Below are 24,318 nucleotides of genomic sequence, written 5' to 3'. Positions count from 1 at the left end.
CCCCCCCCGCGGGGGCCCCCCCCCCCGGGGGGGGGGGCCCCCCCCCCGGGGGGGGGGGGGGGGGCCCGGCGGCCCCCCCGCCTCCCGTCCGTCGGCCGGCCACGTCTCAGACCGCGGCCGGCACCGCCTGCTCGGCACGCCGCGCCCACTCGGCCGCGAGCAGCTCGTAGGAGCGCACCCGCGCGTCGTGGTCGTGCGTGATCGTCGTGACGAGGAGCTCGTCCGCCCCGGTGGCACGCCGCAGCGTCTCGAGCTGGTCCGCGACCGTGCCGGCATCGCCGACGAACCGCGTGGCGATGCGGTCCGCGACCGATGCCGCCGCAGCGTCGTCCAACGGGTGCTCACGGGCCCACTCGGGCGTCGGGTACTCGATCGCCCCGACACCGGAGCGGATGGAGTGCACCCACTGGCCGTAGCCGAGGGCGAGTCCGGACGCCTCGTCGGTGTCCCGGCCGACGACGACGTCCGCCGACACGATGACGTGCGGCGCGTCGAGCACGCCGGGGCGGAACGCGTCGCGGTACGCCTCGACCGACGCCAGCACCGTGCCCGGCGACGTGTGGTAGTTCGCGCCGTAGGGCAGGCCGAGCGCGCCGGCGGCCCGTGCGCTCGCACCCCCGGTGGAGCCGTGGATCCAGAGTTCGACGGGGGTACCGGCGGCGGGCGGCGCTTCGACGACCGCGCCGTCGTGCGACCAGGTCCCGGCGAACAGCGCTCGGATCAGGTCGAGTTCGCCCTCGAACCGGTCGACGTCGCCCGGCACCCGACCGAGCAGCTCGCCCTGCAGCGCGAACCGGCTGCGCGGGGCGATCCGGAAGTCGAACGGTGCCGGGATGAGCAGCCCGTCGACGACCTCGTCCTCGCGCGGGGCGAGCGACGGCGGCTTCGGGGCACCGGGCGCGGGGGCACCGGACCGGCCGAGACCGAGGTCGATCCGCGGCCCGTACAGCGCGGCGAGCGTGCCGAAGGTCTCGGCGATCTGCAGTCCGCGGACGTTGCCGACCAGCGTCGCCGCGCTGCCGACGCGGATCGTCGAGGTCGCGGCGGCCACGGCCCCGATCACGATGTTCGGTGCGCTGCCGGCGACACCCGGGTTGAGGTGGTGCTCGGCGAGCCAGTACCGGGCGTACCCGGCACGCTCGGCGTGCTGCGCGAGGTCGATCGTGCGGTGCAGCGCCTGCGCGGCGGTGGACCCGGCGCTGACCGGGACGAGGTCGAGGACGGACAGGGGGACGGCGGTCATGCTGCGTCCGTCCAGGCGCCGGTGAGCTGGTCGAGGCGGGTGTCCGCGCCGAACGTGATGCCGTGCACGTCCTTCGTGGTGGCGATGATGCTGGTGAGCTCGTGCACGGGGACGAAGTCCACCTGCGACGCGATCCGTTCCTGGATCGCCGCGAACGTGGCCGCTCGCTCGGTGGCGGACGACTGCGAGAGCTCCTTCGTGAACAGGGCGTCGAGCGTGCCGTCGGCGGCGCCGATCGACTGGGCGCCGTCGCTCGAGAACTTCGAGCGGAGGACGTCGCCGTCGGCGCGGGAGCTGTTGTCCCACGCGAGGTCCCAGTCCCCGCTCGTGGTGTTGGCGAGGTACTGCGGGACGGTGCCGCTCTCGAGGGTCAGACCGACGCCGACCTTCCGCAGCTCCTGCTGGATGAGTTCGAGCGAGGTCTGGTTCGGCCCGAAGTTCGTGATCCAGATGAGCTTGAGCCGCAGCTCCTGGCCGTCCTTCGCCCGGATGCCGTCGGAGCCGGTCTTCCACCCGGCCTCGTCGAGCGCCTGCTCGGCCGCGGCCGGGTCGTACGAGATCGCCGAGGAGGTGTCGGTGTACCCGGGGGTGGTCGAGCCGAGCACCGACGTCGCGACCTCGAACAGGTCGTTCAGCGACGTGTCCCGGACGGTCTTCGGGTCGACGGCCTGCGCGATCGCCCTGCGGACGACGAGGTCGGACACGAGCGGGCGCTTCTGGTTGAACGTGAGCCCGAACACCTGCCCGGGGTTGGCGCGGGTCACGAGCTCGTACTGCGACTCGAGCGTGTCGACGTCGCTCGGCTGCACGCTGCTGATCGCGTCGAGCTGGCCGGACTGCAGGCTGCCGGTGCGGACGCTCGCCTCCGGGACGACCTGGAACGTCACCTTCGACAGGTGCGCCGCGCCGGTGTTCGACCGCGCGGCCGGGCCCCAGTCGTAGTCCTTGCGCTTCGTCAGGACGGTGGAGGTGTTCTTCGTGTACGACGACAGCGTGAACGGCCCCGTCCCGATGACGGCCGTGCCGTCGGCCCGGTCCTCGAACGGCGTCTCGGTGGTCTTCGGCGCGACGATGCCGAGCGCGACCGACGCGGTGGCGTTCGGGAACGCGGCGTTCGGCGTCGTGAAGTCGACCTCGACGGTGTCGTCGTCGACGACCTTCGTCTCCCGGTACCCCGAGAAGTACGCGGCGGCGGTGCTGGACGCCCCGGCCTTCGCGATGTCGTCGAAGGTGTCCTTCACGGCGGTGGCGTCGAAGGCCGACCCGTCGGAGAACGTCACACCGGAGCGCAGGTCGAACGTGAACGTGGTCGCGTCGGCGTTCGCCGAGTACTTCGTCGCCAGCCAGGGCTTCAGCGAGCCGTCCGACGGGTCCTGCCAGAGCAGCGAGTCGACGAGCTGCCGGGTGATGGCGAGGGTGTCGTTGCCGGCGCCGGTCCCGGTCGGGTTGAGCGTGATCGGGTCGTTGGCGATCGCGTAGGTCAGCGAGCCGCCGTCGACGGGCTTCGACGAGGACGACGACGCGGTGCCACCCGACGAGCAGCCGGCCATCACCAGGGCCGCCGCGGTGCCGGCCGCGATCGCGACCACCAGACGGATCGGGGTGCGGTGGATGGTCATGAGACTCCTTCGGAGGGGGTGAGGGGTGCGACGCGCCGGGATCGACCGGGGATCGCGTCGAGCAGGGCACGGGTGTACTCGTGCTGCGGGTGGTGGAGGACCTCGGCGACAGCGCCGTGCTCGACCACGCGCCCGCCCCGGAGGACGGACACCTCGTGGGCGATGCGGCGGACGACGGCGAGGTCGTGCGAGATGAACAGGTACGAGACGCCGAGCGTCTCCTGCAGCGACGCGAGCAGGTCGAGGATCTGCGCCTGGACGGACACGTCGAGCGCCGAGACCGGTTCGTCCAGGACGACGAACGACGGGTCGAGCGCGAGCGCCCGGGCGATGGCGACGCGCTGCCGCTGACCGCCCGACAGCTCCGACGGTCGCCGACCCGCCGTCGATGCCGGCAGGGCCACGAGGTCGAGCAGCTCCGCCGCACGGGCCGCACGCGATCGCCGGGTGCCGATCCCGAACGCCGCGAGCGGGTCGGCGATGATCGACCCGACCGACAGCCGCGGGTGCAGGGCCGCGTACGGGTTCTGCTGCACGATCTGCGCGCGGTGCCGGTACGCCCGCAGCGCCGCACCGCGGGCAGCGGTCACGTCGTCGCCGTCGAACCGGACGGTGCCCGCGTCGGCGCGCTCGAGACCGAGCACGAGGCGCGCCGTGGTCGACTTCCCGGACCCGGACTCCCCCACCAGCGCGAGGGTGCGGCCGCGCGGGACGGTCACGTCGACGCCGTCGACGGCGGCCACGCGGGCGAAGGACTTCCGCAGGCCCGTCGCGACGACGAGCGGGTTGTCACTGCCGGACGGGAGGCGCGGGTCGGCCCCCACGGACACGGTCACGTCGTCGAGACTGGGCGCCGCGGCGATGAGCGCGCGGGTGTACGCCTCGCGGGGAGCGCCGAGCACCTCGGCGGGGGTGCCCTGCTCGACGATCCGTCCCTCGGACATCACGACGATCCGGTCCGCCCGGTCCGCGGCGACCCCGAGGTCGTGCGTGATGAAGAGGACGCTCGTCCCCCGCTCGGCGACGAGTCGGTCGAGGTGGTCGAGGATCGTCCGCTGCACGGTGACGTCGAGGGCGCTCGTGGGCTCGTCGGCGACGAGGAGCTCCGGGTCGCCGATCAGTGCGATGGCGATGAGCACCCGCTGCCGCATGCCGCCGGAGAGTTCGTGCGGGTACTGCTCCGCGCGCAGTTCCGGACGGTCGATCCCGGCGCGACGGAGCTCCTCCACGGCGCGCTGGCGGGCGTCGGCCCCGGTCGCGATCCCGTGGATCTCGAGCACCTCGGCGACCTGCCGACCGATGCGCGTGACGGGGTTGAGCGAGACCGTCGGGTCCTGCGGGACGAAGCCGATCCGGACGCCGCGGACACGACGGACCTCGGCGTCGGACGCGGTGACCAGGTCGAGGTCCGCGGAACCGGCGGCGGTCCCGGAGAGCCGCACCGTGCCTCCCGTCAGCTCGGCCGCTGCGGGCAGGAGCCGGAGGACCGCGTGCGCCGTCGTCGACTTGCCCGAACCGGACTCGCCGACGATCGCGACGCGCTCGCCGCGACCGACGTCGAGGGAGACGCCGTGCAGCGCCGTCCGCGCGTGCCGGCCGTGGCCGTACGCGACCGTGAGGTCGCGGATGCTGAGGAGGCTCATCGGACGGCCCGCCGTTCGGTGTCGAGTGCCCGGGCGACGCGGTTGCCGGCGAGGACCGTGACCGCGATGACGAGACCGGGGATGGTCGTCAGCCACCACGAGGTGGCGATGAAGTCGCGGCCGGTCGAGACGAGCGAGCCCCACTCCGGTGCCGGCGGCTGGGCGCCGTAGCCGAGGAAGCTCAGGCTGGAGACGGCGAGGATCGCGGTGCCGAACTCGAGCGCGGCGAGGACGAGCACGGGGCCGGCCGCGTTCGGCAGGACGTGCACGAGCAGCACCCGCCACCAGCGGTTCCCGTTCGCCGTGGCCGCCTCGACGTACGGGGCGGTGCGGACCCGGACGACCTCGGAGCGCATGATCCGGGCGATGGTGGCGATGCTCGCGACGCCGACCGCCACCGCGACGTTCACGGTGCCGAAGCCCAGGACGGTCACGATCGTCAGCGACAGCAGCAGGCTCGGGATGGCGAGCAGGACGTCCGCGACGCGCATGAGCACGGTGTCGACCACCCCGCCGACGAACCCGGCGAGGAGCCCGACCACCGAGCCGCCGACGAGCCCGATGAGGATCGCGAGGATCGCCGCCTGCAGGGTGAGCGCCGTGCCGTGCACGACGCGGGCGTAGAGGTCGCGGCCGAGCTGGTCGGTGCCGAACCAGTGTGCGGCGTCGGGCGCGGTGAGCTTCACGGCGGGTTCCGCGGCGAGCGGGTCGAGGTGGGTCAGGGCGCCGGGGAGCAGCGCGGCGAGGACGACCAGGGCGAGCCAGAGCACGGCGAGCGTGAGGGTCGGCCGGGCGACGACGCCCCGGAGTGCGGTCGCGCCGCCGGGGACGCGGTCGGAGACGAGCGACGCGGGACGGCCGATCGCGAGCTGCGTGGTCTCGGTCATGCGGGGACTCCCTGGGGTGTCGGGGCGGTGGTGCCCGTGGTGGCACCGGGGCCCGCGGCGTCGCCCGTGCCGCCGCCCGGTGTCGGACCGTCCTGCTCCCGGAGCTTCCGGCGGCTCCCGGCCAGGACGACACGCGGGTCGAGGAGCGGGTACACGAGGTCGACGACGAGGTTCGCGACGACGAAGATCGCCGCGGCGACGAGCACGATGCCCTGGACGACGGGGATGTCCTGCCCCTGCACGGCGGTCGCGGTGACGCGGCCGAGGCCCGGGCGGGAGAACACCGTCTCGGTGACGACGGTGCCGGAGAACAGCTGTCCGACGATGAGGCCGGTCACGGTGAGGGCCGGCAGCGCGGCGTTCTTCAGCGCGTGCCGGAGCTGCACCCGCCAGCGTCCGGCGCCCTTGGCGTACGCGGTGTCGACGTACGGCTCACGGAGCGTCGCGACCAGGGACTTCGACAGCAGCTGGGCGATCGTCGCGCCGGTCGGCAGCGCCAGGGTGATCGCGGGGAGGACGACCGACGACGGTCCCTCGCCGCCGAACGCCGGGAACACGTGCAAGCCGAACGAGAACCACTGCACGAGCAGCAGGGCGAACCAGAAGCCCGGGACGGCGACACCGACCGGCGGCAGCTGCAGCAGGAACTGCCCGAGGGCGCGGTTGCGGGTCCACGTGGCGAGGACCGCGAGCCCGCCGCCGAACACGATCGCGAGCAGCAGGCCGACGACGGCGATCTGCGCGGTGGGACCGACGGCCTCGCCGATGACCTCGGTGACGGGTCGTCCGACGCCGATCGAGCGGCCGAGGTCGCCTGTGAGCAGCGAACCGAGGTGCTGGAAGTACTGCACGAGCACGGGCTGGTCGAGTCCGTACTGGTGGCGGAGCGCGTCGAGCTGCGCCTGCGTCACGTCGGTGGCGTCCGGACCGAGCATGATCCGGGCGGGGTCGCTCGGCAGGACGTAGAGGACGAAGAAGGAGATCGTCCACGCCGCCCAGAGCACGAGCACCGCCTGCCCGATGCGCGAGAGCACGTACCGGGTCACGCCGCCACCACCGTCCGCGCTGGTGCCCACCCGAGGGCCGGCGCGACCCTCGACACGACGTCCGACACGATCTGCTCGTACTCGTCGCCGGCGAACTCGTACGGCAGCTCGATGCGGAACTCGTCGACCTCGGCGAGCGTGGCGTCGTGGACGAGCTGCTCGACGATCTGCTCGGCCGATCCCACGAGGTCCGCCGAGAACAGGGTGCGCCGGGGACCCTGCGGAGCCCTCTGCCGGTCGAGACGCGACTCGTACCAGGTCCGGTAGCGCTCACGCGAGACGCGGTCGGCCGAGTCGGTCGGGACGACGCATCGTCCCCAGGCGACGCGGGGTGTCCGGCCGGACGGCAGCGCGGCGCGGTAGGCGGCGAGCTGGTTCCGCTGGGCGGTGCCGTAGTCGTCCGTGCCCTCGCCCGAGGTGAGGTTGCCGATGAGCAGGTTGAGCCCGGCGCTGCCCGCGAAGGCGGCCGACCGGAGCGATCCCCCGCCGTACCAGACCCGGTCGACGAGCCCCGGTGCGTACGGCTGCAGCCGCGGGCGCTGGACGTTGCCGGGGCTCTGGATGACGGTGTCGTCGCCGCCGAGGAAGTCCCCGCGCAGGTTGTCGACGAAGCGGGTGACCCGCTCGTAGCCGCGGTCGAAGGAGCGCCAGTCGCCGTCGAACACCAGGTCGCCGAGGATGTCCTCGTGCGGGGCGCTCGTCGACAGCCCGACCTGGACCCGCCCGTGCGACAGGACGTCGGCGAGCGAGAAGTCCTCGGCGAGGCGGAACGGGCTCTCCCACCCGATCGGCACGACGGCGACCCCGAGCTCGATCGCGCTCGTACGCTGCGAGGCCGCGGCGAGGAACACCGCCGCCGACCCGATGCCGTGCTCGAGGTGACGGTGCCGGACCCAGGCGCCGTCGACGCCGAGCCGCTCCGCCGTGACGAAGAGGTCGAGCGTGGCCTCGAGGCCGTCGACGGGTGCGTCGTCCGCGAAGTTCCCCGGCACGAGGATCGACAGGCTGCGCACCGTCACGCGAGCACCCCCCGGCGGTCTCGGATGGTCCCGGGCAGACCGAGTGTCTCGCGGAGCGTCGCGCCCTCGGTGTAGGACTCCCGGTAGACGCCGCGCTCCTGCAGCAGCGGGACGACCGTGTCGACGAACTCGTCGAGGCCGTACGGGTTGGTGTGCGGGACCACGACGAACCCGTCCGTCGCACGTTCCTGGACGTAGCGGTCGATCTCGGCCGCGATGTGCGAGGGCGTCCCGACGAACCCGCCGCGCGTCGACACCGCGATGACGAGCTCACGGATGGACAGGTGCTCGGCCTCGGCGCGGTCGCGCCACGACCGCACGAGTGCCGGCACGTCGCGGGTGTGCCGTGCGCGGCCGCGGGTGATCGCGGCGCCCTCGAGGTCCGGCTCGACGTCGGGCAGCGGGCCGTCCACGTCGTACCCGGACAGGTCGCGGTTCCACACCTGCTCGAGGAACGCGATCGCCGTTGCCGGGCTGACCTGGGCGCGCTGGATCGCCCGGGCCCGCTCGGCGGCGTCCGCGGCGGTGTCTCCGAGGACGAAGGTCGACGCGGGCAGGATGTGCAGCTCGTCCTTCGAGCGGCCGACGCGCTCGAGGCGCGCCGTGATGTCGTCGTAGTAGGACTTCGCGTCGTCGAACTCGGTGTGCAGCGAGAAGATCACCTCGGCGTGCGTCGCGGCGAGGTCGCGCCCCTCGTCGGAGTCGCCGGCCTGCACGACCACCGGGTGCCCCTGCGGGCTCCGGGGCACCGGGAACGTCCCGGTCACGTCGAACTGCGGCCCGTGGTGGTCGACGTCGCGGATCCGGGAGCGGTCGGCGAACACGGCCGAGGCCACGACGGCGTCGGACTCCCACGAGTCCCAGAGCTCGCGGGACAGCTCGATGAACTCCGCCGCCCGCGTGTACCGGTCGGCGTGGTCCAGGAACCCGCCACGACGGAAGTTCGCGCCGTGGAACGCGTCCGAGCTGGTCACGACGTTCCAGCCGGCGCGTCCGTCGGTGAGGTGGTCGAGCGTCGCGAGCTGCTTCGCGAGCTCGAGCGGCTCGTTGAACGTGGTCTGCAGCGTGCCGACGAGCCCGATGTGGTCGGTGACCCCGGCGAGGGCGGCGAGGACCGCGAGCGTGTTCGGGCGCCCGACGACGTCGAGGTCGTGGATGCGGCCCTTCTGCTCGCGGAGCCGCAGGCCCTCGGCGAGGAACAGGTAGTCGAACAGCCCGCGCTCGGCGTTCCGGGCGAAGTGCTCGAACGACGAGAACGCGATCTGGCTCTCGGCCCGGTCGTCGCTCCAGATCGTGGTGTTGTTGACGCCCGGGAAGTGGGCGGCGAGGTGGACCTGACGCTTGGCGCTCATGCTGGGACCTCCACGGGGGCGGATGCGGACGCGTACCGGCCGACCGCCGGGGCGATGCCGAGCCGCGTGCGCAGGTCGGCGGTGGGACGCGAGGCCACGTCGGCTCGGAGGCCGGCCGTGACGAGCGCGGGGACGAGCTCGCGGGCGATCGCCGTGGAGTCGAGCGGGATGCGCAGCGGGCGGAGTCGGACACCGGCGAACCCGAGGTCCCGCAGGGCCCCGATGAGCGTGACGAGCTCGGGCACGGTCGTCGCCAGCACGGACGTGTCGGACGTCGACGCGTACGGGGCACCGGCAGCCGTGTCGAGCGAGGCCAGCGCGTCGGCGGCGGCGGCCGACGACGACCCGATGAGCACCGCGAGGTCGGCGAGGACCGGACGACGGACGTCCGAGCCGGCCACCTGCTCGAGGTGACGGATCTCCGACAGCAGGTCCCGCGCCTCCCGTCCGTCGTACCCGGGCGTGACCAGCACGACGTCCGCAGCGTCCACCGCGAACGCGGCCGCGTCGGCGCGGTGCGCCAGCGAGAAGACCGGCGGACGGCCCTGCGGCGACCGCGGCACGATCGACGCGCCGTGGACCGAGACGAAGGACCCCGCGAACTCGGCGTTGTGGATGCGGTCGCGGTCGATGAACCGGCCGGTGGTCACGTCGCGGATGATCGCGTCGTCGTCCCAGCTGTCCCAGAGTCGCGACACGACCTCGGCGACCTCGCGCGCCTCGTCGAAGAGGACGGACGCCTCGTCGCCGCCGGGACGGCGCCCGAAGAGCGCTGCTTCGCGGGGCGTCGGGCTCACCTGGATCCGCCACCCGGCTCGCCCCTGCGAGACGTGGTCGAGGGTCTGGAGGCCCGTGGCGACGTGGAACGGTTCGGTGTGCGTCACCGAGACGGTCGGCACCAGACCGAGCGCGCGCGTCGCGGGGGCGACCGCGTTCGCGACGAGGAGGGCGTCGAGGCGGCCGACGACCGTGCTCGTGTCGAGGTCGCCCGCCGCGTCCACCGGACCGGCGGTGAAGGAGTCCTCGATCGTGACGGCGTCGACGCCGAGGCGGTCCTGCTCCACGACGACGTCGCGCCAGTGTCGGAGGCTGGTGAGGCGCTGCGCCGCGGGACCGGCGGTGCGCCAGGCGGCGGGGTGCCAGCCGGCGCCCTGGAGGGCGGTGACGAGGGTGATGCGGTCGGGCATGGGGTGCGCTTCCGTCGGGTGTGGTCGGTGGTCAGTGCTGGTGCGACGCGGAGGTCGCGAAGTCGGAGGGAGCCGCGGCGTCGGCGCCGAACTTGAAGCCGAGGCGGCCGTGGGCGAACCCGCCGCCGGCGCGGATGGCCGTGGCGACCCAGGCGGCCTCGGCGAGCTCGGCCTCGTTCGCGCCGGCCGTGACCGCGCGCTGGCTGTGGCCGTCGATGCAGTAGACGCACTGCGTGGTGATGCCGACCGCCAGTGCGATGAGCTCCCGGTACTTCAGCGGGATCTCGCGACCCTCGGCCCGGAACACCGACTCGTCGAACTGCACGAAGGCCGAGAGGATGTCCGGGGTCTGCTGCTTGTAGACCTTCGTGAAGGTCTTGTCGTGCTCGCGGTCGAGGTAGTCGGTCATGGTGGCGACGCTATGACCGACCGGGCCCGGGCACGACGGGTGTTGCGGAGCGTGACCGGGCGTTGCCCCGTGTGACGCGGCGGGCCTGGTCGCCACGTCACACGGCGTCACGCGGCGCGCGCCCTACAGCCCGCGCGCCCGCGCACCGAGCCGCCCGCGCAACGTGACGTCCTCGTACTCGCGGTGGAACACACCGCGCCGCTGCAGGATCGGGACGAGCTCGTCGACCACGGTCTCGAGGCCGCGCGGGAACTCGTCGATCATGAGGTTGAAGCCGTCGGCGGCCCCGGTCCGGTACCACTCCTCGATGGTGTCGGCGGCCTGCTCCGGGGTGCCGACGACGATCCGGGCGCCGTAGCCACCGAAGCCGCGCAGGACCTCTCGCAGGGACGTGTTGTGCGCGCGGACCCAGCGCACGACGGTCTCGTGGTACCCGAGCGAGGGGCCGTAGGTGACGGGGTCGACCTCGCGGTCGAGGATCGCCGCGGGGACCGGCGCGTCCGGGTCGAGGTCGGTGAGGTCGGCGTCGAGGTGGGTCCCGAGCGCCCGCAGGGAGTAGCCGTCCGGGGCGAGGGCCTCGAGCTCGTCGAACCGCCGCTGCGCCTCGGCCTCGGTGCTGCCGAGCACGAGCGACAGCCCCGGGACGATCGCCACGTCCGCCGCCCGCCGGCCGTACGTCCGGGCCGCCTGCTTGACGGCGCGGTAGTGCTCCCGGGCGGGCTCGGGCGTCAGCTCGACGGCGAACACGCCCTCGGCGACGCGCGCGGCGAGGTCTCGTCCGTGCGGCGATCCCCCGGCCTGGAACACCACCGGGTGTCCCTGCGCCGACGGCGGGACGGTGATCGTCCCCGCGAACTCGGTGAACTCGCCGTGGTGGTCGACCGGCACCCCGGTGGCGGCGGACCGCCAGAGCGCCTGCACGAGGTCGACGACCTCGCCGGCACGGGCGTACCGCTCGGGTCGCTCCGGGTTCGTCGCGACGCCGAAGTTCGCCGACACCGACCGGTCGTAGGTCGTCACGGCGTTCCACGCCACGCGGCCCCCGGAGACCGTGTCGAGGGACAGGAGCCGCTCGGCGAGGTCGACCGGGTCGTTGTAGGTCGTCGACGCCGTCCCGACGAGTCCGAGGTGCGTGGTCGCGTCGGCGATCGCCCCGAGCGCCACGAACGGCTCGAGCAGCCCGTACGCGCGGACGTTCGGGTCGCCGAGCGCGGGGTGGTCCGCGAAGAACACCATGTCCAGCAGCCCGCGTTCGGCGGTCCGGCCGAGGTCCTCCCAGAACCCGGCGGTGAGCAGGTCGGTCGGCTCGACGTCCTGGGTCCGCCAGGCCGCCGGTCGCTGGCCGAAGCCCTGCAGGTTGACGCCGAGGACGAGCCCGGCGTCGGTGTCGGCGCTCATGCGCCGACCGGCGCGGGGACCGGCAGACCGAGCAGGTCACGCAGCGTCCGCCGGTGGGCACCGGGGCCGGTCGGGGTCCGGGAGGCGCGGCTCGGCTCGGACGCACCGGCCCCGCCCGGCAACGGGACGAGCGGGCGCGCGGCTCCGCCGAGCACCAGGTCGGCACCCTCGTGTGCGACGTCGTGCCAGACCGCGAGGACGGGCTCGCCCTGCCGGCTCGACGGCGTCGTCAACGGCCCCCGGACCCGGTACCCGTCCGGCCCGCCGTCGTGGTCGAGCGGGATGATCCGGGTCGTGTCGGCGAACCGGCCGGCTGCGCGGTCGCCGACGATGCTGTCGAGCGGCCACGTCCGCCAGAGGCCGCGCACCACCTCGGCGAACTCGGCCGGGTCGTGCTGCTCCCCCGTCGCCGGGAGGCCGTGGTCCCGCGCTCCGACGACGAGACCGACCCGGGCGTCCAGGACGTGGTCGAGGGACAGCACCCGGCGGGCGACGTTGTACGGGTGCTCCCGGGTCGGGGCCGCGGCGACGAGCAGCCCGTGCGTGGGCAGGGCACGGCCGAGGGCGAGCGCCGCGGTGGTCGGGTCGAGCCGGTGGCCACGACCGCGTTCGGCGTCGAAGCGGTCGGTGCCGATCGCGACGACCGCGGCGCCCGAGGCACGGATCCGGTCGGCGAGCCGGGCGATCCCACCGGGTCGGGCGACGGCGGCGGCGAGGTCGCCGTCCGGCACGGCGACGATGGTCGGTGCTGGTGTCTCGGTCACGGTGGTCCCTCCGTACGCGTGCAGAGCGGCCCGCCACCGTCGCCTCCCCAGCGTCCGTGGCGGGCCGTTGCCGACGACCGTACGGGGCAGCGCGGCCCCGGCGGGTGCAGGTGTCGTCGGGTTGCGCCTCGTGACGGCGGGTTACACGCGGTCGAGCGGGCTGGCGCCGTTCACGAGCAGGTCCCCGACGATGCGCCGCTTGTGCACGCGCGGGTTGTGCGACGCCAGGGTCCGGGCGTTCCGCCAGTGCCGGTCGAGCCCCAGGGAGCGGAACGTGCCGCTCGACCCGAGGGCGTCGAACACGAGCGTCGTCGCGTCGAGCACGGCGTCGGTGACCACCGTCTGCGCCTGGGCGACCGCGATCCAGCTCCGCTCGAGCGCGGCGCGCAGCACCGGGTCCGTCGAGGGGTCCGCGCCGGCCGCCCGGAGTCCGGTGTGGCGGTCGACGGCGGCGTCCACCGGTCCGAGGCTCGCGGTGAACGCGGCGTCGGCGGCGTACACCCGCGCCGCGACGGTGCCGATCGTGCTGAGCAGCTCGGGGTCGGCGGTCGGGTCCGTGGTCGTGCCGTTGTGGTGCCCGCGCTGCCGGGAGCGCAGCGCCTCGATCCCCTCGCGGAGGGCCGCACGCCCGATGCCGACGAGGATCGCGTGCATCACCGTCTGGTAGTACTGCTCCTGGTACGGGTAGCGCGTCGCGTACGGCAGGACCCGCTCGTCGGGCACGCGCACGTCGGTGTACGTCACGCTCCCGCTGCCGGTGATCCGCTGGCCGAACCCGTCCCAGTCGTCGCCGATCCGCACGCCCGGGTCGCGGGCGTCCACGAGCGCGACGAACCGTGCTCCGGCGTCGTCGAGCGCCAGCACCGTGATCCACCGGGCGTAGATGCTCCCCGTCGAGTAGAACTTCCGGCCGGTGACGCGCCAGCCGCCGTCCGGGTCCGGGGTGAGCCGCGTGCTGATGTCCGCTCCGGCCGGGTTCGGCGTCTCGCTCCACCCACCGCCGACGAACTCCCCGCCACCGAGGCGTTCGACGATCGCCCGGTCGGAGGCGCTCCCCTCGGCGTGCACCCGGTCCTCGATGAACGAGAAGTGGTTCCGCCACACGTGCGCGAGGTTCGGGTCGACCTCGGCGATCTCGGCGACCGCCCGGAACACGTCCGACAGTCGGGCCCCGATCCCGCCCCACGCGACCGGGGTGCGCCAGCGCGCGAACCCGGCGTCGACGAGCCACCCGAGCTGGTCGGTGGCGAGCCGTTCCTCGCGTTCCCGCTGCCGGGCGTCGAGGGCGATCCGCTCGATCACCGGTCGCAGCGGCGCGATCAGTTCCTCGTAGCGGGCGTCGGCCGGGATCTCACTCGGGCACATGGCGGCACGCTACCGGCGGTCGGGCGTCGTGCCCGTGCCCGCTGCAACCCGGCGTCACACCCGCACCGGGACGGCCCGGGATCACCACGTGATGCGGGCGAACTCCTCGTGCAGGCGCCGTGCGCGTCCGGGGTGGACCTGCTCGACCCACCCGATCCGCCCGAGCAGGTGCGCCCGGAAGTCGGGGTGCCCAGCACGGTTCTGCGACGCCGGACCGTGCTCGGCGGCGTTGTGCAGGATCGCGTGCAGCCGGTCGACCTCGCGCCGACCGGGCGACGTCCGGTCGTTGACGACGACCCCGGTGACCGACTGCCGCGTGCCCCGTCGCCGCACCCGGGTCTTCGACGGGTTCAGCCGGAGTCCCTGCTCCGTGACGATCCGGTCGACCCCGCGGAGGAACGCGTCCGGTCGGGCCGCGAGCCGCTCGTCACCGCTGAACGTCAGGTCGTCGGCGTACCGCGTGTAGACCGCGCCGACCGAGGCCGCCCACCCCGCGAGCCGCGCGTCCAGGTGCCGGAGCGCCGTGTTCGCCAGCGCCGGTGAGGTCGGCGCGCCCTGCGGCAGGTGGGCTTCCCGGAGCATCGCGCGCAGCGCCTGCCGTTCCTCGGGGCTGCCGCCGTCCGGCATCGCGCTGAGGACGTGCACCGGCACCCGGTGCGTGCACACGCCCGTGAGGACGTGTGCGAGCGGCTCCGCGAAGCCCGCCGCACGGAAGACCCCGTACACGGTGGGCGCGGTGACGCTCGCGAAGAAGGACGTCAGGTCGGCCGTGACGACGACCTGCCGCCCGGTGTGCGCCGTGGCTCCGGTCACGACGCTCCGACCGCCGACGAAGCCGTGCGCCGCGTCGTGCACCGGCAGCGCGGTGAGGAGCTCGTCGAGGATCGTCCGCTGCGTCCGGCGGAGCATGTCCATCGGCTTCTCGAGCAGCCGCGGCGTGCGTCCGGGTCGACGGATCCACTCGCAGCGGTGGTGGTGGAGCGGGCTCGACGACCCCGGTCGCCGGTTCCACGAGCGGGTGTCGGCGAGCCAGAGCAGCCGCCCGACGGTGAGGTCGAGCTCGCGCGCGAGCTCGGGCAGCGTGTCGACGAGCAGTCGGCTCGCGGTCTCCGGACGCGCCCGGACCGCGGTCGCCCGGCGCGCGACGACCCGGACCGGTCGGCGCGCCTCGCGTGCGCGGTGCAGCTCGGCGAGGCGCGGCGACGCCTCGAGCACCGCCGCGAGCTGTCGCGGTGCGTCGACCGGTGGTCGCGGGTGTGCGGCGAGGGCCGCTGCGACCGCGAGCCCGACGTAGGCGCGCTCGACGCCGACCACCGCCCAGCCGGCGGCGGTCAGGTCGTCCGGTCCCCAGTGCTCCGCGGTCAGGAACGCGTCGGCGAGGGCACCGGCGACGACGGTCAGTGGCGTGGGGTTCCCGGGGGACCCGTCGGTGCCTCCGTGCGGCGTCGCGCGCGGAGCGCGCCGTCCCGCTCGGGGCGTGTCGTCCTGCTGGTCCTGCGTGCCCCGGGGTGACCCCGGAGAGGTCGACGCGTCACGCGCGTCGGCCGCCTCCCCCGGGAACTCCACGCGCTCACCCTACGGCGACCCGCTGACGGACGGGAGGCGCGGGTCGGGCCCGCACCGCGCCTCCCGTCCGCCGGGTGCCGGCGTATCGTCGCTCGGCGTGACGATCCAACAGCTCACGGAGCCCCTCGCCGGACAGGGGTGGGTCCAGATCGGCGAGGTCCTGCTCGCGTTCGCCCTCGCGTCGCTCATCGGCCTCGAGCGGCAGCTCCGGTCGAAGAGCGCAGGCATCCGCACGCAGGCGATCGTCGGGACCGCGTCGGCCCTCATGCTGCTCGTGAGCAAGTACGGGTTCAGCGACGTCCTCGTGCCGGACCACGTCGTGCTCGACCCCTCGCGCGTCGCGGCGCAGATCGTCTCCGGTGTCGGGTTCCTCGGCGCCGGGCTGATCCTCACCCGACGCGGAGCCGTCCGGGGCCTCACCACGGCCGCCGCGGTGTGGGAGACCGCGGCGATCGGCATGGCCGCGGGTGCCGGCCTCTGGCTGCTCGCACTCGTCGTCACGGCCCTGCACTTCGTCGTCGTGTTCGGCTACACCGCGATCGTCCGGGCGCTGTCCCGCTCCGCCGAGCAGTCGATGACGCTCGACGTGGTCTACGACGCCGGCCGCGGGGTGCTGCCGGACGTGCTCGCCCTCGCGACGGCCGGCGGGTGGCGGGTCGCCCGGCTCGTGCGGCAGGACACCGACCGGGTCGACGCCACCGCGGTCCGGATCGACGTCGCCGGCCGTGCCGAGGGGTCCCTGCTCATCGCCCGGATCGGCGAGGTCGACGGTGTGCGCGTCGTCGACCCGTCGGCCGCCGACGACCTGGAGTGACACCGTGCCCTCGTTCTTCCTGACCCACGCCGAGGTGGTCGTCGACCCCGCGCGGCCGATCGAGTCGTGGGGGCTCTCCCCCGACGGGCGTGCCCGCGCTGCCGGAGCCGCGGCCGTCGCCTGGGGCCCCGGGGTCCAGCGGATCGTGTCGAGCACCGAGCAGAAGGCGGTCGACACGGCGGCGATCCTCGCGGAGGCGGTGGGGCTCGTGCACTCGACGGACGCGGCGCTCGGCGAGATCGACCGGAGCGCGACGGGCTACCTGCCGCCCCCGGAGTTCGACGGGGTCGTCGACGCGTTCTTCGCCACGCCGGAGGACTCGGTGCGCGGGTGGGAGCGCGCCGTCGACGCCCAGGACCGCATCGTCCGTGCCGTGCGGGCGCTGACCGACGCCGGCGACGTCACGATCGTGTCGCACGGTGCGGTCGGGGCGCTGCTGCTCGCCGACCTGCGGGGCGTGCCGGTCACCCGTGCGCTCGACCAGCCGGGGATGGGCAGCGTGTTCTCGTTCGACCCCGGCACGTGGCGGGCGACGAGTGGTTGGGCCCGCGTCGAGGTGCCCTGAGCCGGGCGTCGCGCGCGGGTGCGTGTGCATGCTGCGACATCGCACCCGTCGATCACCTGGTGGAGTGTCGGACGATGCCCGCGCATCCGATGCACGTGCATGGTGCGACGTTCCGCGCGTCGATCCGGTGGTGCGGTGTCGAACACCGCGCGCCTTGCACCCCGCGCCGCGCCGCCGCGCCGCCCCGCCGCGTCACGCCGGCAGCTGCTCCCCCGCCTCCACCGCGACGTCGAGCCGGTTCTCCGCCGGCGGCAACGGGCACGTCGCGTGCGGCGTGTAGGCGCACGGCAGGTTCGTCGCCCGGTTGAAGTCGATCGTCGTCGCGCCCGACGCGTCCGGCGCCGGGACGTCCAGGCTCCGGTTGGCCGCGTAGGTCGTCACGCCGCTCGTCCGGTCGGTGAACAGCACCAGGAGCCCGTCGCCGTACCCGTTGAACGCCAGGAGCGACCGCGGACCGTCGAGGTCGAACGTCAGCACGCCGGGCGCCTCGTACACGTGCTGCAGCCCGTCGACCACCGACCCGACGGTCACCGAGCGGGGCGTGTCGAACGGCTCGAAGTGCGCCGCGACCGCGAACGACGGGTCCGGCGAGTACGACGGCGTCCCGGTGTACCCGGTCCGCGTCGGGTTCGAGGGGTGCCGCGGTCGGAGGACGTCACTGCCGCCACGCCGGGCGACCTCGATGACGACCCGCTCGTCGCCGTCCTGCCACGCGATGGTCGTGCTCGACCGCTCGGGCAGCGGACCGAACCGGTGCCTGCCCGTCACCGCGACGCCGTCGACCTCGATCGACTCGCCGTCGTCGAGGGTGACGACCGGTCCCGCCTCCGAGGTCGACCACTCCCCGGGCGCGTCGTCGAAGCGCTCCGGCGTGCCCGTCAGCCACCGGATGCTCGTGATCGCGAGGAAGCCGTGCGCACTCGCCCGGGCCGCCTCGTGGGCGTCGTGCCACGCGGCCCACTCGGAGCGGAAGTCGGCTGCGGTCGGCGTCGTCGTGGTCATGCCACGACGGTACGTCGTGTCACGGCCGGGTGACGACGCACGTCGTCTCCGGACGTCACGCGGTGTGCCCGACCGGTTCGGGAGGCGGGGGGGGGGGGGGGGCCGCCCCCCCCCCCCCCCCCCCCGGGGGCCCCCCCCCCCCCCCCCGCCCCCCCCCCCCCCCGCGCGGGGGCGGGGGGCGGGGGGGGCGCCCCCGGCGGGGGGGGGGGGGCGCCGCGGGGGGGGGGGGGGGGCCCCCGGGGGGGGGGGGGGGGGGGGGGGGGCCCGCCCCCCCCCGCCTCCCGAACCGTGGTCACCTTCAGACCGTCCGGGTCGCGCCCGTCACGGTGCCGGGCTCGGCGTCCTCGTCGTCGGCGGCCTGCAGGACGCCCTCCGCCTGGGGCAGCAGGTGCCGCACAGCCAGCGCGATCGACCGCGACCCGACGACCGCGACCAGCACCGAGAGCAGGGCGAGCACCCCCGCGGTGGGGATCCACGCCCACCACACGTCGAGCACCCGCAGCCACTCGATCGCGGCCGTCGCGACTGCCGCCGCCGGGAACACGAACGACCAGAACCCGAGCGAGAAGGGTAGCCGCACGTACCGCGGCAGCAGGGCGACCTGCACCGCGACGAGCAGCACGCCGAGCCCGGTGATCGCCTGCACCGGGACCGTGAGCACGTCGTCCGTCAGCGCGAACACCGCGACCGTGGCGACCGACGGCGGTGCCACGAGGATCGCCATCGTCGGCACGAGCGGTGCGGGCAGCGCGGGGCGGAAGGACAGCCGGATGAGGAGCAGCCCGGTCATCACGACCCAGAAGAACACGCCGACACCGAAGCAGGCCCAGGAGAGCCAGGTGAGCCCGACCTCGTGCGTGGCGACCGAGCCGACGAGCGCCGCTGCGACGGTCGGCAGGAGGTAACCGCCGTGCACCGACTCGAGGGCGAGCCGACCCTCGAACCACGTCGCGAGGAGCCAGGCGGCGAACCCGGCGGCGACCGCCACGGCGACGAGCACGAGCACCCTCCCGCCGACCGGCCAGCCGTGCGCGAGGTCGACCCCGAGCAGCATCGCGGTCGCCGGGACCAGGGCAGCGAGGGGACCCTGCGCGGGGTGCCGCAGTTGATCGACGAGCCGGTCGTGCGCGCGCACCCGGACCCCGCGGACGGCGTGCGCGGCGAGCAGCCAGGTCCAGGCGACGGCGGCGATGCCCCAGAAGACCTGCGGGAGGACGGCCGGCAGGTCGAGGACGGGGGCGGCGTACGACCAGGTCTCGGCGAAGCCGGCGAGACCGAACGGGACGGCGAGGGTGTTGAGCGGGATGCGGGTGGTGGGACGGGGCACGGTGTCCCATTCTCCCGAGTCGGACCGCTCCCGGGGGTCCCGTGCCAGATTGGGCACCATGTCCTTCGAGAACACCGACCACGTCCAGGCCACCACCGCCGGCTCGTTGCCCCGCACGCCGGAACTCATCGCCGCGAACGCCGCCCGGCCCCTCGGCGCCGACGGCTTCACGCTGGAGACCACCGACGAGGTCCGTGCGCTCACGAGCGCCGCGGTCGACGACGTCGTCGCCCGCCAGACCGCCCTCGGCATCACGCAGCCCGGCGACGGCGAGTTCGGCAAGGCGATGTCGAACAGCGTCGACTACGGCGCCTGGTGGGGCTACTCGTTCCAGCGCGTCAGCGGCCTCAGCCTGACCGACGAGGACATCTTCACGCAGGAGCCGGTCCGCTCCGAGCCCGGACATGTCCGGCTCACGAGCTTCCCGGACCGCCGCGACTGGACGATCTTCCGCGAGGCATACACCGACCCGGGCTCGGGCATCGGCACGGGCAAGAACGCCACCGCGTTCCCGACGACGACCGGCCCGATCGCGTACACCGGGCACGAGGCAGCCCGGACGGACGCCGCCAACCTCCGGCACGCCGTCGAGGCGGCCGGCGCCGCGAACGGCTTCATCACGGCGCTCTCCCCCGGGTCCGCCGCGCGGGTCGCGAACGAGTACTACGCCACCGACGAGGAGCACATCTGGGCCTGGGCCGACGCCCTGCGCGAGGAGTACCGGATCATCCTCGACGCCGGTCTCGTCCTGCAGATCGACGACCCCTCGATCGCCGAGAACTGGGACCAGATCAACCCGGAGCCGACCGTCGAGGACTACCGCGCCTTCACCCGCATCCGCGTCGAGGCGCTCAACCACGCGCTGCGCGGCCTCGACACCTCGCGGGTGCGCTTCCACCTCTGCTGGGGCTCGTGGCACGGCCCGCACACCACCGACATCGAGCTCCGCCACATCGTCGACCTCATGCTCGACATCGATGCCGGCGCGTACTCGTTCGAGGCCGCCAACGCGCGCCACGAGCACGAGTGGACGGTCTGGCAGGACGTCGCGCTGCCGGACGGCAAGGTCATCGTGCCCGGCGTGGTCGGCCACGCCACGAACGTCGTCGAGCACCCGGACCTCGTCGCGCAGCGCATCGAGCGGTTCGCCTCGGTCGTCGGCCGGGAGCGCGTCATCGCCGGCACCGACTGCGGCCTCGGCGGCCGCATCCACCCGCAGATCGCCGCCGCGAAGCTCGAGTCCCTCGGCGAGGGCGCGCGCCGGGCGAGCGCGACGCTCTTCTAGCCGTCGCAGCGTGCGAGGTTCCGCGCTCGGTGCGGCCCGCACGGCCTGTCACGGTGTGCGGACGCTCGCACGGGACGGTCTGGAGGCGCGGTGCGGGCCCGACCCGCGCCTCCGGGCCCGCAGGCGGTCGCGTCTCCCCGAGAGGGACGTCGGAGCTCAGGAGGTCTGCCAGAGCACCGACGCCCGCGCCGTCGCTGAAGACGTACGCCCGGCCGGCGTCGCCGAGGTCGAACCCGAGCGGACCCGGCTCGATCGACGCGACGAACTCGGTGCCCACCGGGGTCTCGTCGTCCTGGATCCACTCCGGCACGCCGCCGTACTGGCCCGCGACGAGGACCCCCTCGGCTGCCGCAGCCGCGAGCACTCGGTCGGGATCCTCGTCGTCGTGGACCATCGGCACCGGCACGTTCCGGAGGAGCATCGCGTCGGCGAGGAGCGGTGGGGACGCCGGCTCCGGGTCGTCGGGATCGCCGTGCGGTGAGACGGGTCCGGCCGCGAGGTGCAGCCCTCGGAGGGAGAACACGAACGCCGCGTTCGCGCCGCTGTCGGGCTCCCACGAGGCACACGTCCCCGGGTCGAACTGACACACGAACACGCTGACGAGCGTCTCCCGGTGTTCGATCTGGGCGGTGAACTGCATCGGTTCGTCGTGGTGGACGCACAGCGGCCACTCCCATCCCTCGGGCACCGCGGGGGCACCGCCGATGCGCGAGGCGGTGAACGGGGCCGGCGCGTCCGGTCGGTACGCCCCGAGCACGATCGTGCCGAGGTGCTCCGCCACCGACGGGGCGGTCCGGGGAACGGGGGTCTCGGCCCGCGGCTCGACCAGCGTCAGCACGGTGCGTTCGGGTCCGCTCCCGCGCTCGGGTCCGCTCCCGCGCTCCGGTCCGCTCCTGCGCTCGGCGACGACGAACCGACCGGGCTGTGGCGGCGCGAGCGGCAGTTCCCAGCGGAGGAGCGGCCAGTCGGGCATCCCACGCTCGCCGGTGCCCGGGTCGGGGCCGTTGTCCGCCGATCGGAGCATCCGGACCACGGCGGCGACGTCGAGGTCCGGGAACCCCGCCGCACGCGATTCGGCGACCACCCGGGCCGCGGCACGGTCGAAGGGGGCGTCACGACGGCGGGCGCGCGGCCCGCCGGGACGGACGACGGCGGCGTGGATGCCGTGCAGGACGAGCAGCGGCGGGAGCGTCCACGCCGATGCGATGAGGAACGAGGCGCCGACCGCCCGGTACCGGAAGGCGTTCTCGAACACCGCGATCGCGACGAAGGCGACGACGAGCACGATCCACGCGGTGACGAGCACGGTGGTCCAGGGTCCGCTGCCCGCCTTCGAGCCCGCGCGGTGCGACCGTGCACGTGCCCGGGCAGCGTCCTCGGTGTCAACCTCGACCCGTGTCGCCGGTCCTGCGTCGGCCATGCGGTCCCCCGATCCGCGAGCACCCGACGCGCTCGCGTGCAGCAGGTTAGCGGTCGGATGCGGCCGCTCCGGTCACCGGCGGGAGCGCCCGAGCAACACGGCGCCCACGACCGCAGCCACGCCCGCCCAGGCCAGCGGCCGGGTCACGCGGCGGCGCTTCGCGACCCAGCCGCCGTTCGTCGCGTTGCCGGCGTCGGCCGGGGTCCAGAGGTTGCCGTCGGTCGGTGCTCCCGTGCCGCGGAGCGCGAACGTCTGCACCATCGGCTTGGTGATCTTGTGGAACAGCCCGGGGAAGACGTACTGCAGCGGCACGAGCGACGCCTGGATCCGGCCGACGAACCGGTAGCGCTTGGGGTGCAGTGCCGTCCGGACGACCGCGCGGCCGGCACGCTCGACGGACACCGTCGGCGGCAACGGGTGCGAGGTCTTGCCGGTGTAGTTGGCGCCGTTCTGGTAGATCGGCGTGTCGATGGTCGACGGCAGGAGCGCGGCGAAGCGGATGCCCGTACCGGCGAACTCGTCGCCGAGGACGTCGACCAGGCCGAGGGCCGCGTGCTTGCTCGTCACGTAGGCGGACTGGTACGGCGCGGACAGCAGGGACTGGATCGAGCCGACGAGGACGTAGGTGCCCTCGCCCCGCTGCTTCCAGTGCGGGAGCAGGGCGGTGATCGCGTGCAGGTGGCCGTACAGGTTCGTGTCGACGACGCGCTTGAAGGCCTCGGTCGGGGTCTGCTCGAAGAGGCCGTAGACGAACAGTGCGGCGTTCCCCACGAAGACGTCGATCCGTCCGAAGCGGGTCGTGGTGGTCGCGACGAGGTCGCGGACGGCGTGCTCGTCGGCGACGTCCGTGGGGATCGCGACTGCCTCGGCCCCGAGCGCCCGGCACTCGGCGGCGGCGGCTTCGAGCGAGTCGTGGCTGCGGGCGGCCAGCACGAGCGTCGCGCCCTGCCGTGCGAACTCGTGCGCGGCGGCCCTGCCGATCCCGCTCGATGCTCCGGTGACGACGACGATCTTCCCGCGGAACCGATGTGCCATGGGTCCTTGCTACGCGGTCGCGGCTCCGTCCCCGCACAGGGCGCGTGCTGCACGGCGGGTCCGGTAGCGTCGAGGGGCAGGCGACGAGGGGGAACGGTGCACGGGGACGCGGTGGACACGCTCGGGATCGACGGGGTCTGGTTCGATCCGCTCTGGCGGGTGGAGGTGCGGCTCACCCCGCTCGAACGACGACTGCTCGAGACGTGGACGGTGCGACGGCTCGCGTTCGTCGCCCACGCCGGTGGTGCCGCGCTCACGACGACCCAGTCGTACTCGCGGCTCGAACACTCCCTCGGGGTGCTCGCGCTCGTCACCGCCTTCGCTCCGGACGACCACCTCGCCCGCACGACCGCACTCCTGCACGACGTCGGACACCTGCCGTTCAGCCACACCTTGGAGGGTCTGGGCGGCCTCGAGCACCACTCCCTCGGACGAACCGCGATCCGGCGCCTCGCGGACGAGGTCCCTGGTATCGACGCCGACCAGGTCATCGCGGTCGACGAGGGCCGCGTGCCGTCGGTGCTGACGTCGGTCCCGGGCGGACTGAAGCTCGACCACCTGGACTCGTTCCTCCGGAGCGGCCAGGCGCACGGACGGACGCAGACGCCGCCGCACGTGCTGCTCGGTCGCCTGCGGCTCGTCGGCGGGACGGTCGACGCGGATCCGGACGACGCCCTCGAGCTGGCCGACCTGGCCATCCGCGAGGCACTCGCACAACGCTCCGCGGCGAACCTCGTGCCCGTGACCGTGCTCCGCGACCTCGTCGGGCGGCTGCTCGACCGCGGTGCGCTGTCGCCGACCGACCTCGCCCGGAGCACCGAGGACGAGGTCTGGGCGCGCCTCGTCGCCGACCCCGACACCGCCACCGACGCCGACTTCCTGCGTCGCCGACCGCAGGCGTGGCGCATGCGCACCGGCGACGGACCCGTGCCGTCCGGTGCGCTCCGGCACACGGTCAGCCGTGGCTACCTCGACCTGCCGACGGTCGGAGGGCGTCCCCTGCGCGATCCGCGTGTCGAGGCGCTCGCCGCGGGCCTGCCGCTCCGGGTGGCCGTGACGCGCGACGGGGTGCGCTGACGCGGGCCGCCTGCCACGATGGGCCCATGCGCAAGGACGACCTCACCGTCGACGAGGCGACCGTCATCGCCCAGCACGCCCGCGACGGCGTGCTGGAACTCGACGATCCCGAGGTGCGCAAGGTCGTCGAGCAGGCGAACCGGGTCCTCGTCCGCGCACAGATGTGGGGTGACGAACCGAGTCCGCGGCTCCGACGCCGCCGGCGGTTCATCGCGATCGGCGCCCTCGTCATGGTGCTCGTCTGGGTCGCGGGGTTGCTCGCACCGTTCGCCTTCCACTTCGGGTGACCCGGGCA

22 protein-coding genes are annotated in these 24,318 nt (G+C 74.2%); 5 read left to right on the top strand and 17 right to left on the bottom strand.

Annotated elements, in window-relative coordinates; genetic code table 11:
• Positions 1-106: 106 nt before the first annotated feature.
• The 13 genes from ACIPKM_RS13060 to ACIPKM_RS13000 form a co-directional block, all read right to left on the bottom strand.
• On the bottom strand, positions 107-1,243 hold the full coding sequence (locus ACIPKM_RS13060) for an LLM class flavin-dependent oxidoreductase (protein WP_402736876.1): 1,137 nt from the start codon (positions 1,241-1,243) through the stop codon (positions 107-109).
• Positions 1,240-2,862 carry an ABC transporter substrate-binding protein gene (locus ACIPKM_RS13055; protein ID WP_402736875.1) on the bottom strand — a complete coding sequence of 541 codons (1,623 nt, stop codon included), beginning with the start codon at positions 2,860-2,862 and terminating at the stop codon, positions 1,240-1,242. The genes ACIPKM_RS13060 and ACIPKM_RS13055 overlap by 4 nt, the downstream gene beginning before the upstream one ends.
• Positions 2,859-4,505, bottom strand: a complete 1,647-nt coding sequence (locus tag ACIPKM_RS13050) for a dipeptide ABC transporter ATP-binding protein (RefSeq protein WP_402736874.1) — start codon at positions 4,503-4,505, stop codon at positions 2,859-2,861. The genes ACIPKM_RS13055 and ACIPKM_RS13050 overlap by 4 nt, the downstream gene beginning before the upstream one ends.
• Positions 4,502-5,392 carry an ABC transporter permease gene (locus ACIPKM_RS13045; RefSeq protein ID WP_071301934.1) on the bottom strand — a complete coding sequence of 297 codons (891 nt, stop codon included), beginning with the start codon at positions 5,390-5,392 and terminating at the stop codon, positions 4,502-4,504. The genes ACIPKM_RS13050 and ACIPKM_RS13045 overlap by 4 nt, the downstream gene beginning before the upstream one ends.
• Positions 5,389-6,438, bottom strand: a complete 1,050-nt coding sequence (locus tag ACIPKM_RS13040; RefSeq protein ID WP_336696991.1) for an ABC transporter permease — start codon at positions 6,436-6,438, stop codon at positions 5,389-5,391. The genes ACIPKM_RS13045 and ACIPKM_RS13040 overlap by 4 nt, the downstream gene beginning before the upstream one ends.
• Complete coding sequence (locus ACIPKM_RS13035; protein WP_402736873.1) at positions 6,435-7,457, bottom strand: LLM class flavin-dependent oxidoreductase; 1,023 nt, start codon at positions 7,455-7,457, stop codon at positions 6,435-6,437. Before ACIPKM_RS13035 ends, ACIPKM_RS13040 begins: the two co-directional genes overlap by 4 nt.
• Complete coding sequence (locus ACIPKM_RS13030) at positions 7,454-8,809, bottom strand: NtaA/DmoA family FMN-dependent monooxygenase (RefSeq protein WP_402736872.1); 1,356 nt, start codon at positions 8,807-8,809, stop codon at positions 7,454-7,456. The genes ACIPKM_RS13035 and ACIPKM_RS13030 overlap by 4 nt, the downstream gene beginning before the upstream one ends.
• Positions 8,806-9,996, bottom strand: coding sequence for an LLM class flavin-dependent oxidoreductase (locus ACIPKM_RS13025; protein WP_402736871.1), 1,191 nt, complete (start codon positions 9,994-9,996; stop codon positions 8,806-8,808). The genes ACIPKM_RS13030 and ACIPKM_RS13025 overlap by 4 nt, the downstream gene beginning before the upstream one ends.
• 31 nt (positions 9,997-10,027) lie before the next feature.
• Complete coding sequence (locus ACIPKM_RS13020; RefSeq protein ID WP_402736870.1) at positions 10,028-10,405, bottom strand: carboxymuconolactone decarboxylase family protein; 378 nt, start codon at positions 10,403-10,405, stop codon at positions 10,028-10,030.
• Positions 10,406-10,528: 123 nt separating this feature from the next.
• Positions 10,529-11,803 (bottom strand): LLM class flavin-dependent oxidoreductase, encoded by a 1,275-nt coding sequence (locus tag ACIPKM_RS13015; protein ID WP_402736869.1) that lies wholly within the window; start codon positions 11,801-11,803, stop codon positions 10,529-10,531.
• Positions 11,800-12,567, bottom strand: coding sequence for an LLM class flavin-dependent oxidoreductase (locus ACIPKM_RS13010; RefSeq protein ID WP_071301927.1), 768 nt, complete (start codon positions 12,565-12,567; stop codon positions 11,800-11,802). The genes ACIPKM_RS13015 and ACIPKM_RS13010 overlap by 4 nt, the downstream gene beginning before the upstream one ends.
• A 141-nt stretch (positions 12,568-12,708) precedes the next feature.
• A complete protein-coding gene (locus ACIPKM_RS13005; protein ID WP_402736868.1) occupies positions 12,709-13,932 on the bottom strand; it encodes an acyl-CoA dehydrogenase family protein in 1,224 nt (407 codons plus the stop codon).
• 81 nt (positions 13,933-14,013) lie between these two features.
• Entirely contained in the window at positions 14,014-15,498 is a 1,485-nt protein-coding gene (locus ACIPKM_RS13000) for a reverse transcriptase domain-containing protein (RefSeq protein WP_402736867.1), read from the bottom strand.
• Between the two features lie 97 nt (positions 15,499-15,595).
• Between ACIPKM_RS13000 and ACIPKM_RS12995 the strand changes: the two genes are divergently transcribed.
• Positions 15,596-16,312 (top strand): MgtC/SapB family protein, encoded by a 717-nt coding sequence (locus ACIPKM_RS12995; protein ID WP_083295328.1) that lies wholly within the window; start codon positions 15,596-15,598, stop codon positions 16,310-16,312.
• Positions 16,313-16,316: 4 nt separating this feature from the next.
• Positions 16,317-16,877, top strand: coding sequence for a histidine phosphatase family protein (locus ACIPKM_RS12990; protein ID WP_402736866.1), 561 nt, complete (start codon positions 16,317-16,319; stop codon positions 16,875-16,877).
• Positions 16,878-17,069: 192 nt separating this feature from the next.
• Here the strand turns inward: ACIPKM_RS12990 and ACIPKM_RS12985 are convergent, their stop codons facing one another.
• Both ACIPKM_RS12985 and ACIPKM_RS12980 read right to left on the bottom strand, forming a co-directional pair.
• Positions 17,070-17,879 (bottom strand): DUF1684 domain-containing protein, encoded by an 810-nt coding sequence (locus ACIPKM_RS12985; protein ID WP_402736865.1) that lies wholly within the window; start codon positions 17,877-17,879, stop codon positions 17,070-17,072.
• A gap of 298 nt (positions 17,880-18,177) precedes the next feature.
• Positions 18,178-19,206 (bottom strand): transporter, encoded by a 1,029-nt coding sequence (locus ACIPKM_RS12980; RefSeq protein WP_402736864.1) that lies wholly within the window; start codon positions 19,204-19,206, stop codon positions 18,178-18,180.
• A gap of 58 nt (positions 19,207-19,264) precedes the next feature.
• On the opposite strand from ACIPKM_RS12980, the gene ACIPKM_RS12975 reads away from it, so the two are divergent.
• The gene (locus ACIPKM_RS12975) at positions 19,265-20,491 is read left to right on the top strand and encodes a cobalamin-independent methionine synthase II family protein (protein ID WP_402736863.1); all 1,227 of its coding nucleotides are present in this window, start codon (positions 19,265-19,267) and stop codon (positions 20,489-20,491) included.
• Here ACIPKM_RS12975 and ACIPKM_RS12970 read toward each other — a convergent pair.
• Both ACIPKM_RS12970 and ACIPKM_RS12965 read right to left on the bottom strand, forming a co-directional pair.
• Complete coding sequence (locus ACIPKM_RS12970; protein ID WP_402736862.1) at positions 20,379-21,911, bottom strand: hypothetical protein; 1,533 nt, start codon at positions 21,909-21,911, stop codon at positions 20,379-20,381. The two genes, ACIPKM_RS12975 and ACIPKM_RS12970, sit on opposite strands and share 113 nt — an antisense overlap.
• A 72-nt stretch (positions 21,912-21,983) precedes the next feature.
• Positions 21,984-22,946 carry an SDR family NAD(P)-dependent oxidoreductase gene (locus ACIPKM_RS12965; protein ID WP_402736861.1) on the bottom strand — a complete coding sequence of 321 codons (963 nt, stop codon included), beginning with the start codon at positions 22,944-22,946 and terminating at the stop codon, positions 21,984-21,986.
• Positions 22,947-23,042: 96 nt separating this feature from the next.
• On the opposite strand from ACIPKM_RS12965, the gene ACIPKM_RS12960 reads away from it, so the two are divergent.
• Positions 23,043-24,023, top strand: coding sequence for an HD domain-containing protein (locus ACIPKM_RS12960; protein WP_402736860.1), 981 nt, complete (start codon positions 23,043-23,045; stop codon positions 24,021-24,023).
• Positions 24,024-24,049: 26 nt separating this feature from the next.
• Positions 24,050-24,310, top strand: a complete 261-nt coding sequence (locus tag ACIPKM_RS12955; protein WP_092387509.1) for a hypothetical protein — start codon at positions 24,050-24,052, stop codon at positions 24,308-24,310.
• Positions 24,311-24,318 lie beyond the last annotated feature (8 nt).

Origin of the sequence: Curtobacterium sp. NPDC086286 (assembly GCF_044746255.1) — a bacterium.
In the GTDB taxonomy this organism is placed as follows: Bacteria; Actinomycetota; Actinomycetes; order Actinomycetales; family Microbacteriaceae; genus Curtobacterium.
The sequence above is the reverse complement of the archived record's forward strand: the minus strand, read 5'-3'. Positions and strand labels throughout refer to the sequence as shown.

What these genes read in the sequence shown, in the direction of transcription:
- ACIPKM_RS13060 (WP_402736876.1), bottom strand. Translation starts at nt 1,243, where the DNA reads ATGACCGCCGTCCCCCTGTCCGTCCTCGACCTCGTCCCGGTCAGCGCC.
- ACIPKM_RS13055 (WP_402736875.1), bottom strand. Translation starts at nt 2,862, where the DNA reads ATGACCATCCACCGCACCCCGATCCGTCTGGTGGTCGCGATCGCGGCC.
- ACIPKM_RS13050 (WP_402736874.1), bottom strand. Translation starts at nt 4,505, where the DNA reads ATGAGCCTCCTCAGCATCCGCGACCTCACGGTCGCGTACGGCCACGGC.
- ACIPKM_RS13045 (WP_071301934.1), bottom strand. Translation starts at nt 5,392, where the DNA reads ATGACCGAGACCACGCAGCTCGCGATCGGCCGTCCCGCGTCGCTCGTC.
- ACIPKM_RS13030 (WP_402736872.1), bottom strand. Translation starts at nt 8,809, where the DNA reads ATGAGCGCCAAGCGTCAGGTCCACCTCGCCGCCCACTTCCCGGGCGTC.
- ACIPKM_RS13025 (WP_402736871.1), bottom strand. Translation starts at nt 9,996, where the DNA reads ATGCCCGACCGCATCACCCTCGTCACCGCCCTCCAGGGCGCCGGCTGG.
- ACIPKM_RS13020 (WP_402736870.1), bottom strand. Translation starts at nt 10,405, where the DNA reads ATGACCGACTACCTCGACCGCGAGCACGACAAGACCTTCACGAAGGTC.
- ACIPKM_RS13015 (WP_402736869.1), bottom strand. Translation starts at nt 11,803, where the DNA reads ATGAGCGCCGACACCGACGCCGGGCTCGTCCTCGGCGTCAACCTGCAG.
- ACIPKM_RS13005 (WP_402736868.1), bottom strand. Translation starts at nt 13,932, where the DNA reads ATGTGCCCGAGTGAGATCCCGGCCGACGCCCGCTACGAGGAACTGATC.
- ACIPKM_RS12985 (WP_402736865.1), bottom strand. Translation starts at nt 17,879, where the DNA reads ATGACCACGACGACGCCGACCGCAGCCGACTTCCGCTCCGAGTGGGCC.
- ACIPKM_RS12975 (WP_402736863.1), top strand. Translation starts at nt 19,265, where the DNA reads ATGTCCTTCGAGAACACCGACCACGTCCAGGCCACCACCGCCGGCTCG.
- ACIPKM_RS12970 (WP_402736862.1), bottom strand. Translation starts at nt 21,911, where the DNA reads ATGGCCGACGCAGGACCGGCGACACGGGTCGAGGTTGACACCGAGGAC.
- ACIPKM_RS12965 (WP_402736861.1), bottom strand. Translation starts at nt 22,946, where the DNA reads ATGGCACATCGGTTCCGCGGGAAGATCGTCGTCGTCACCGGAGCATCG.
- ACIPKM_RS12955 (WP_092387509.1), top strand. Translation starts at nt 24,050, where the DNA reads ATGCGCAAGGACGACCTCACCGTCGACGAGGCGACCGTCATCGCCCAG.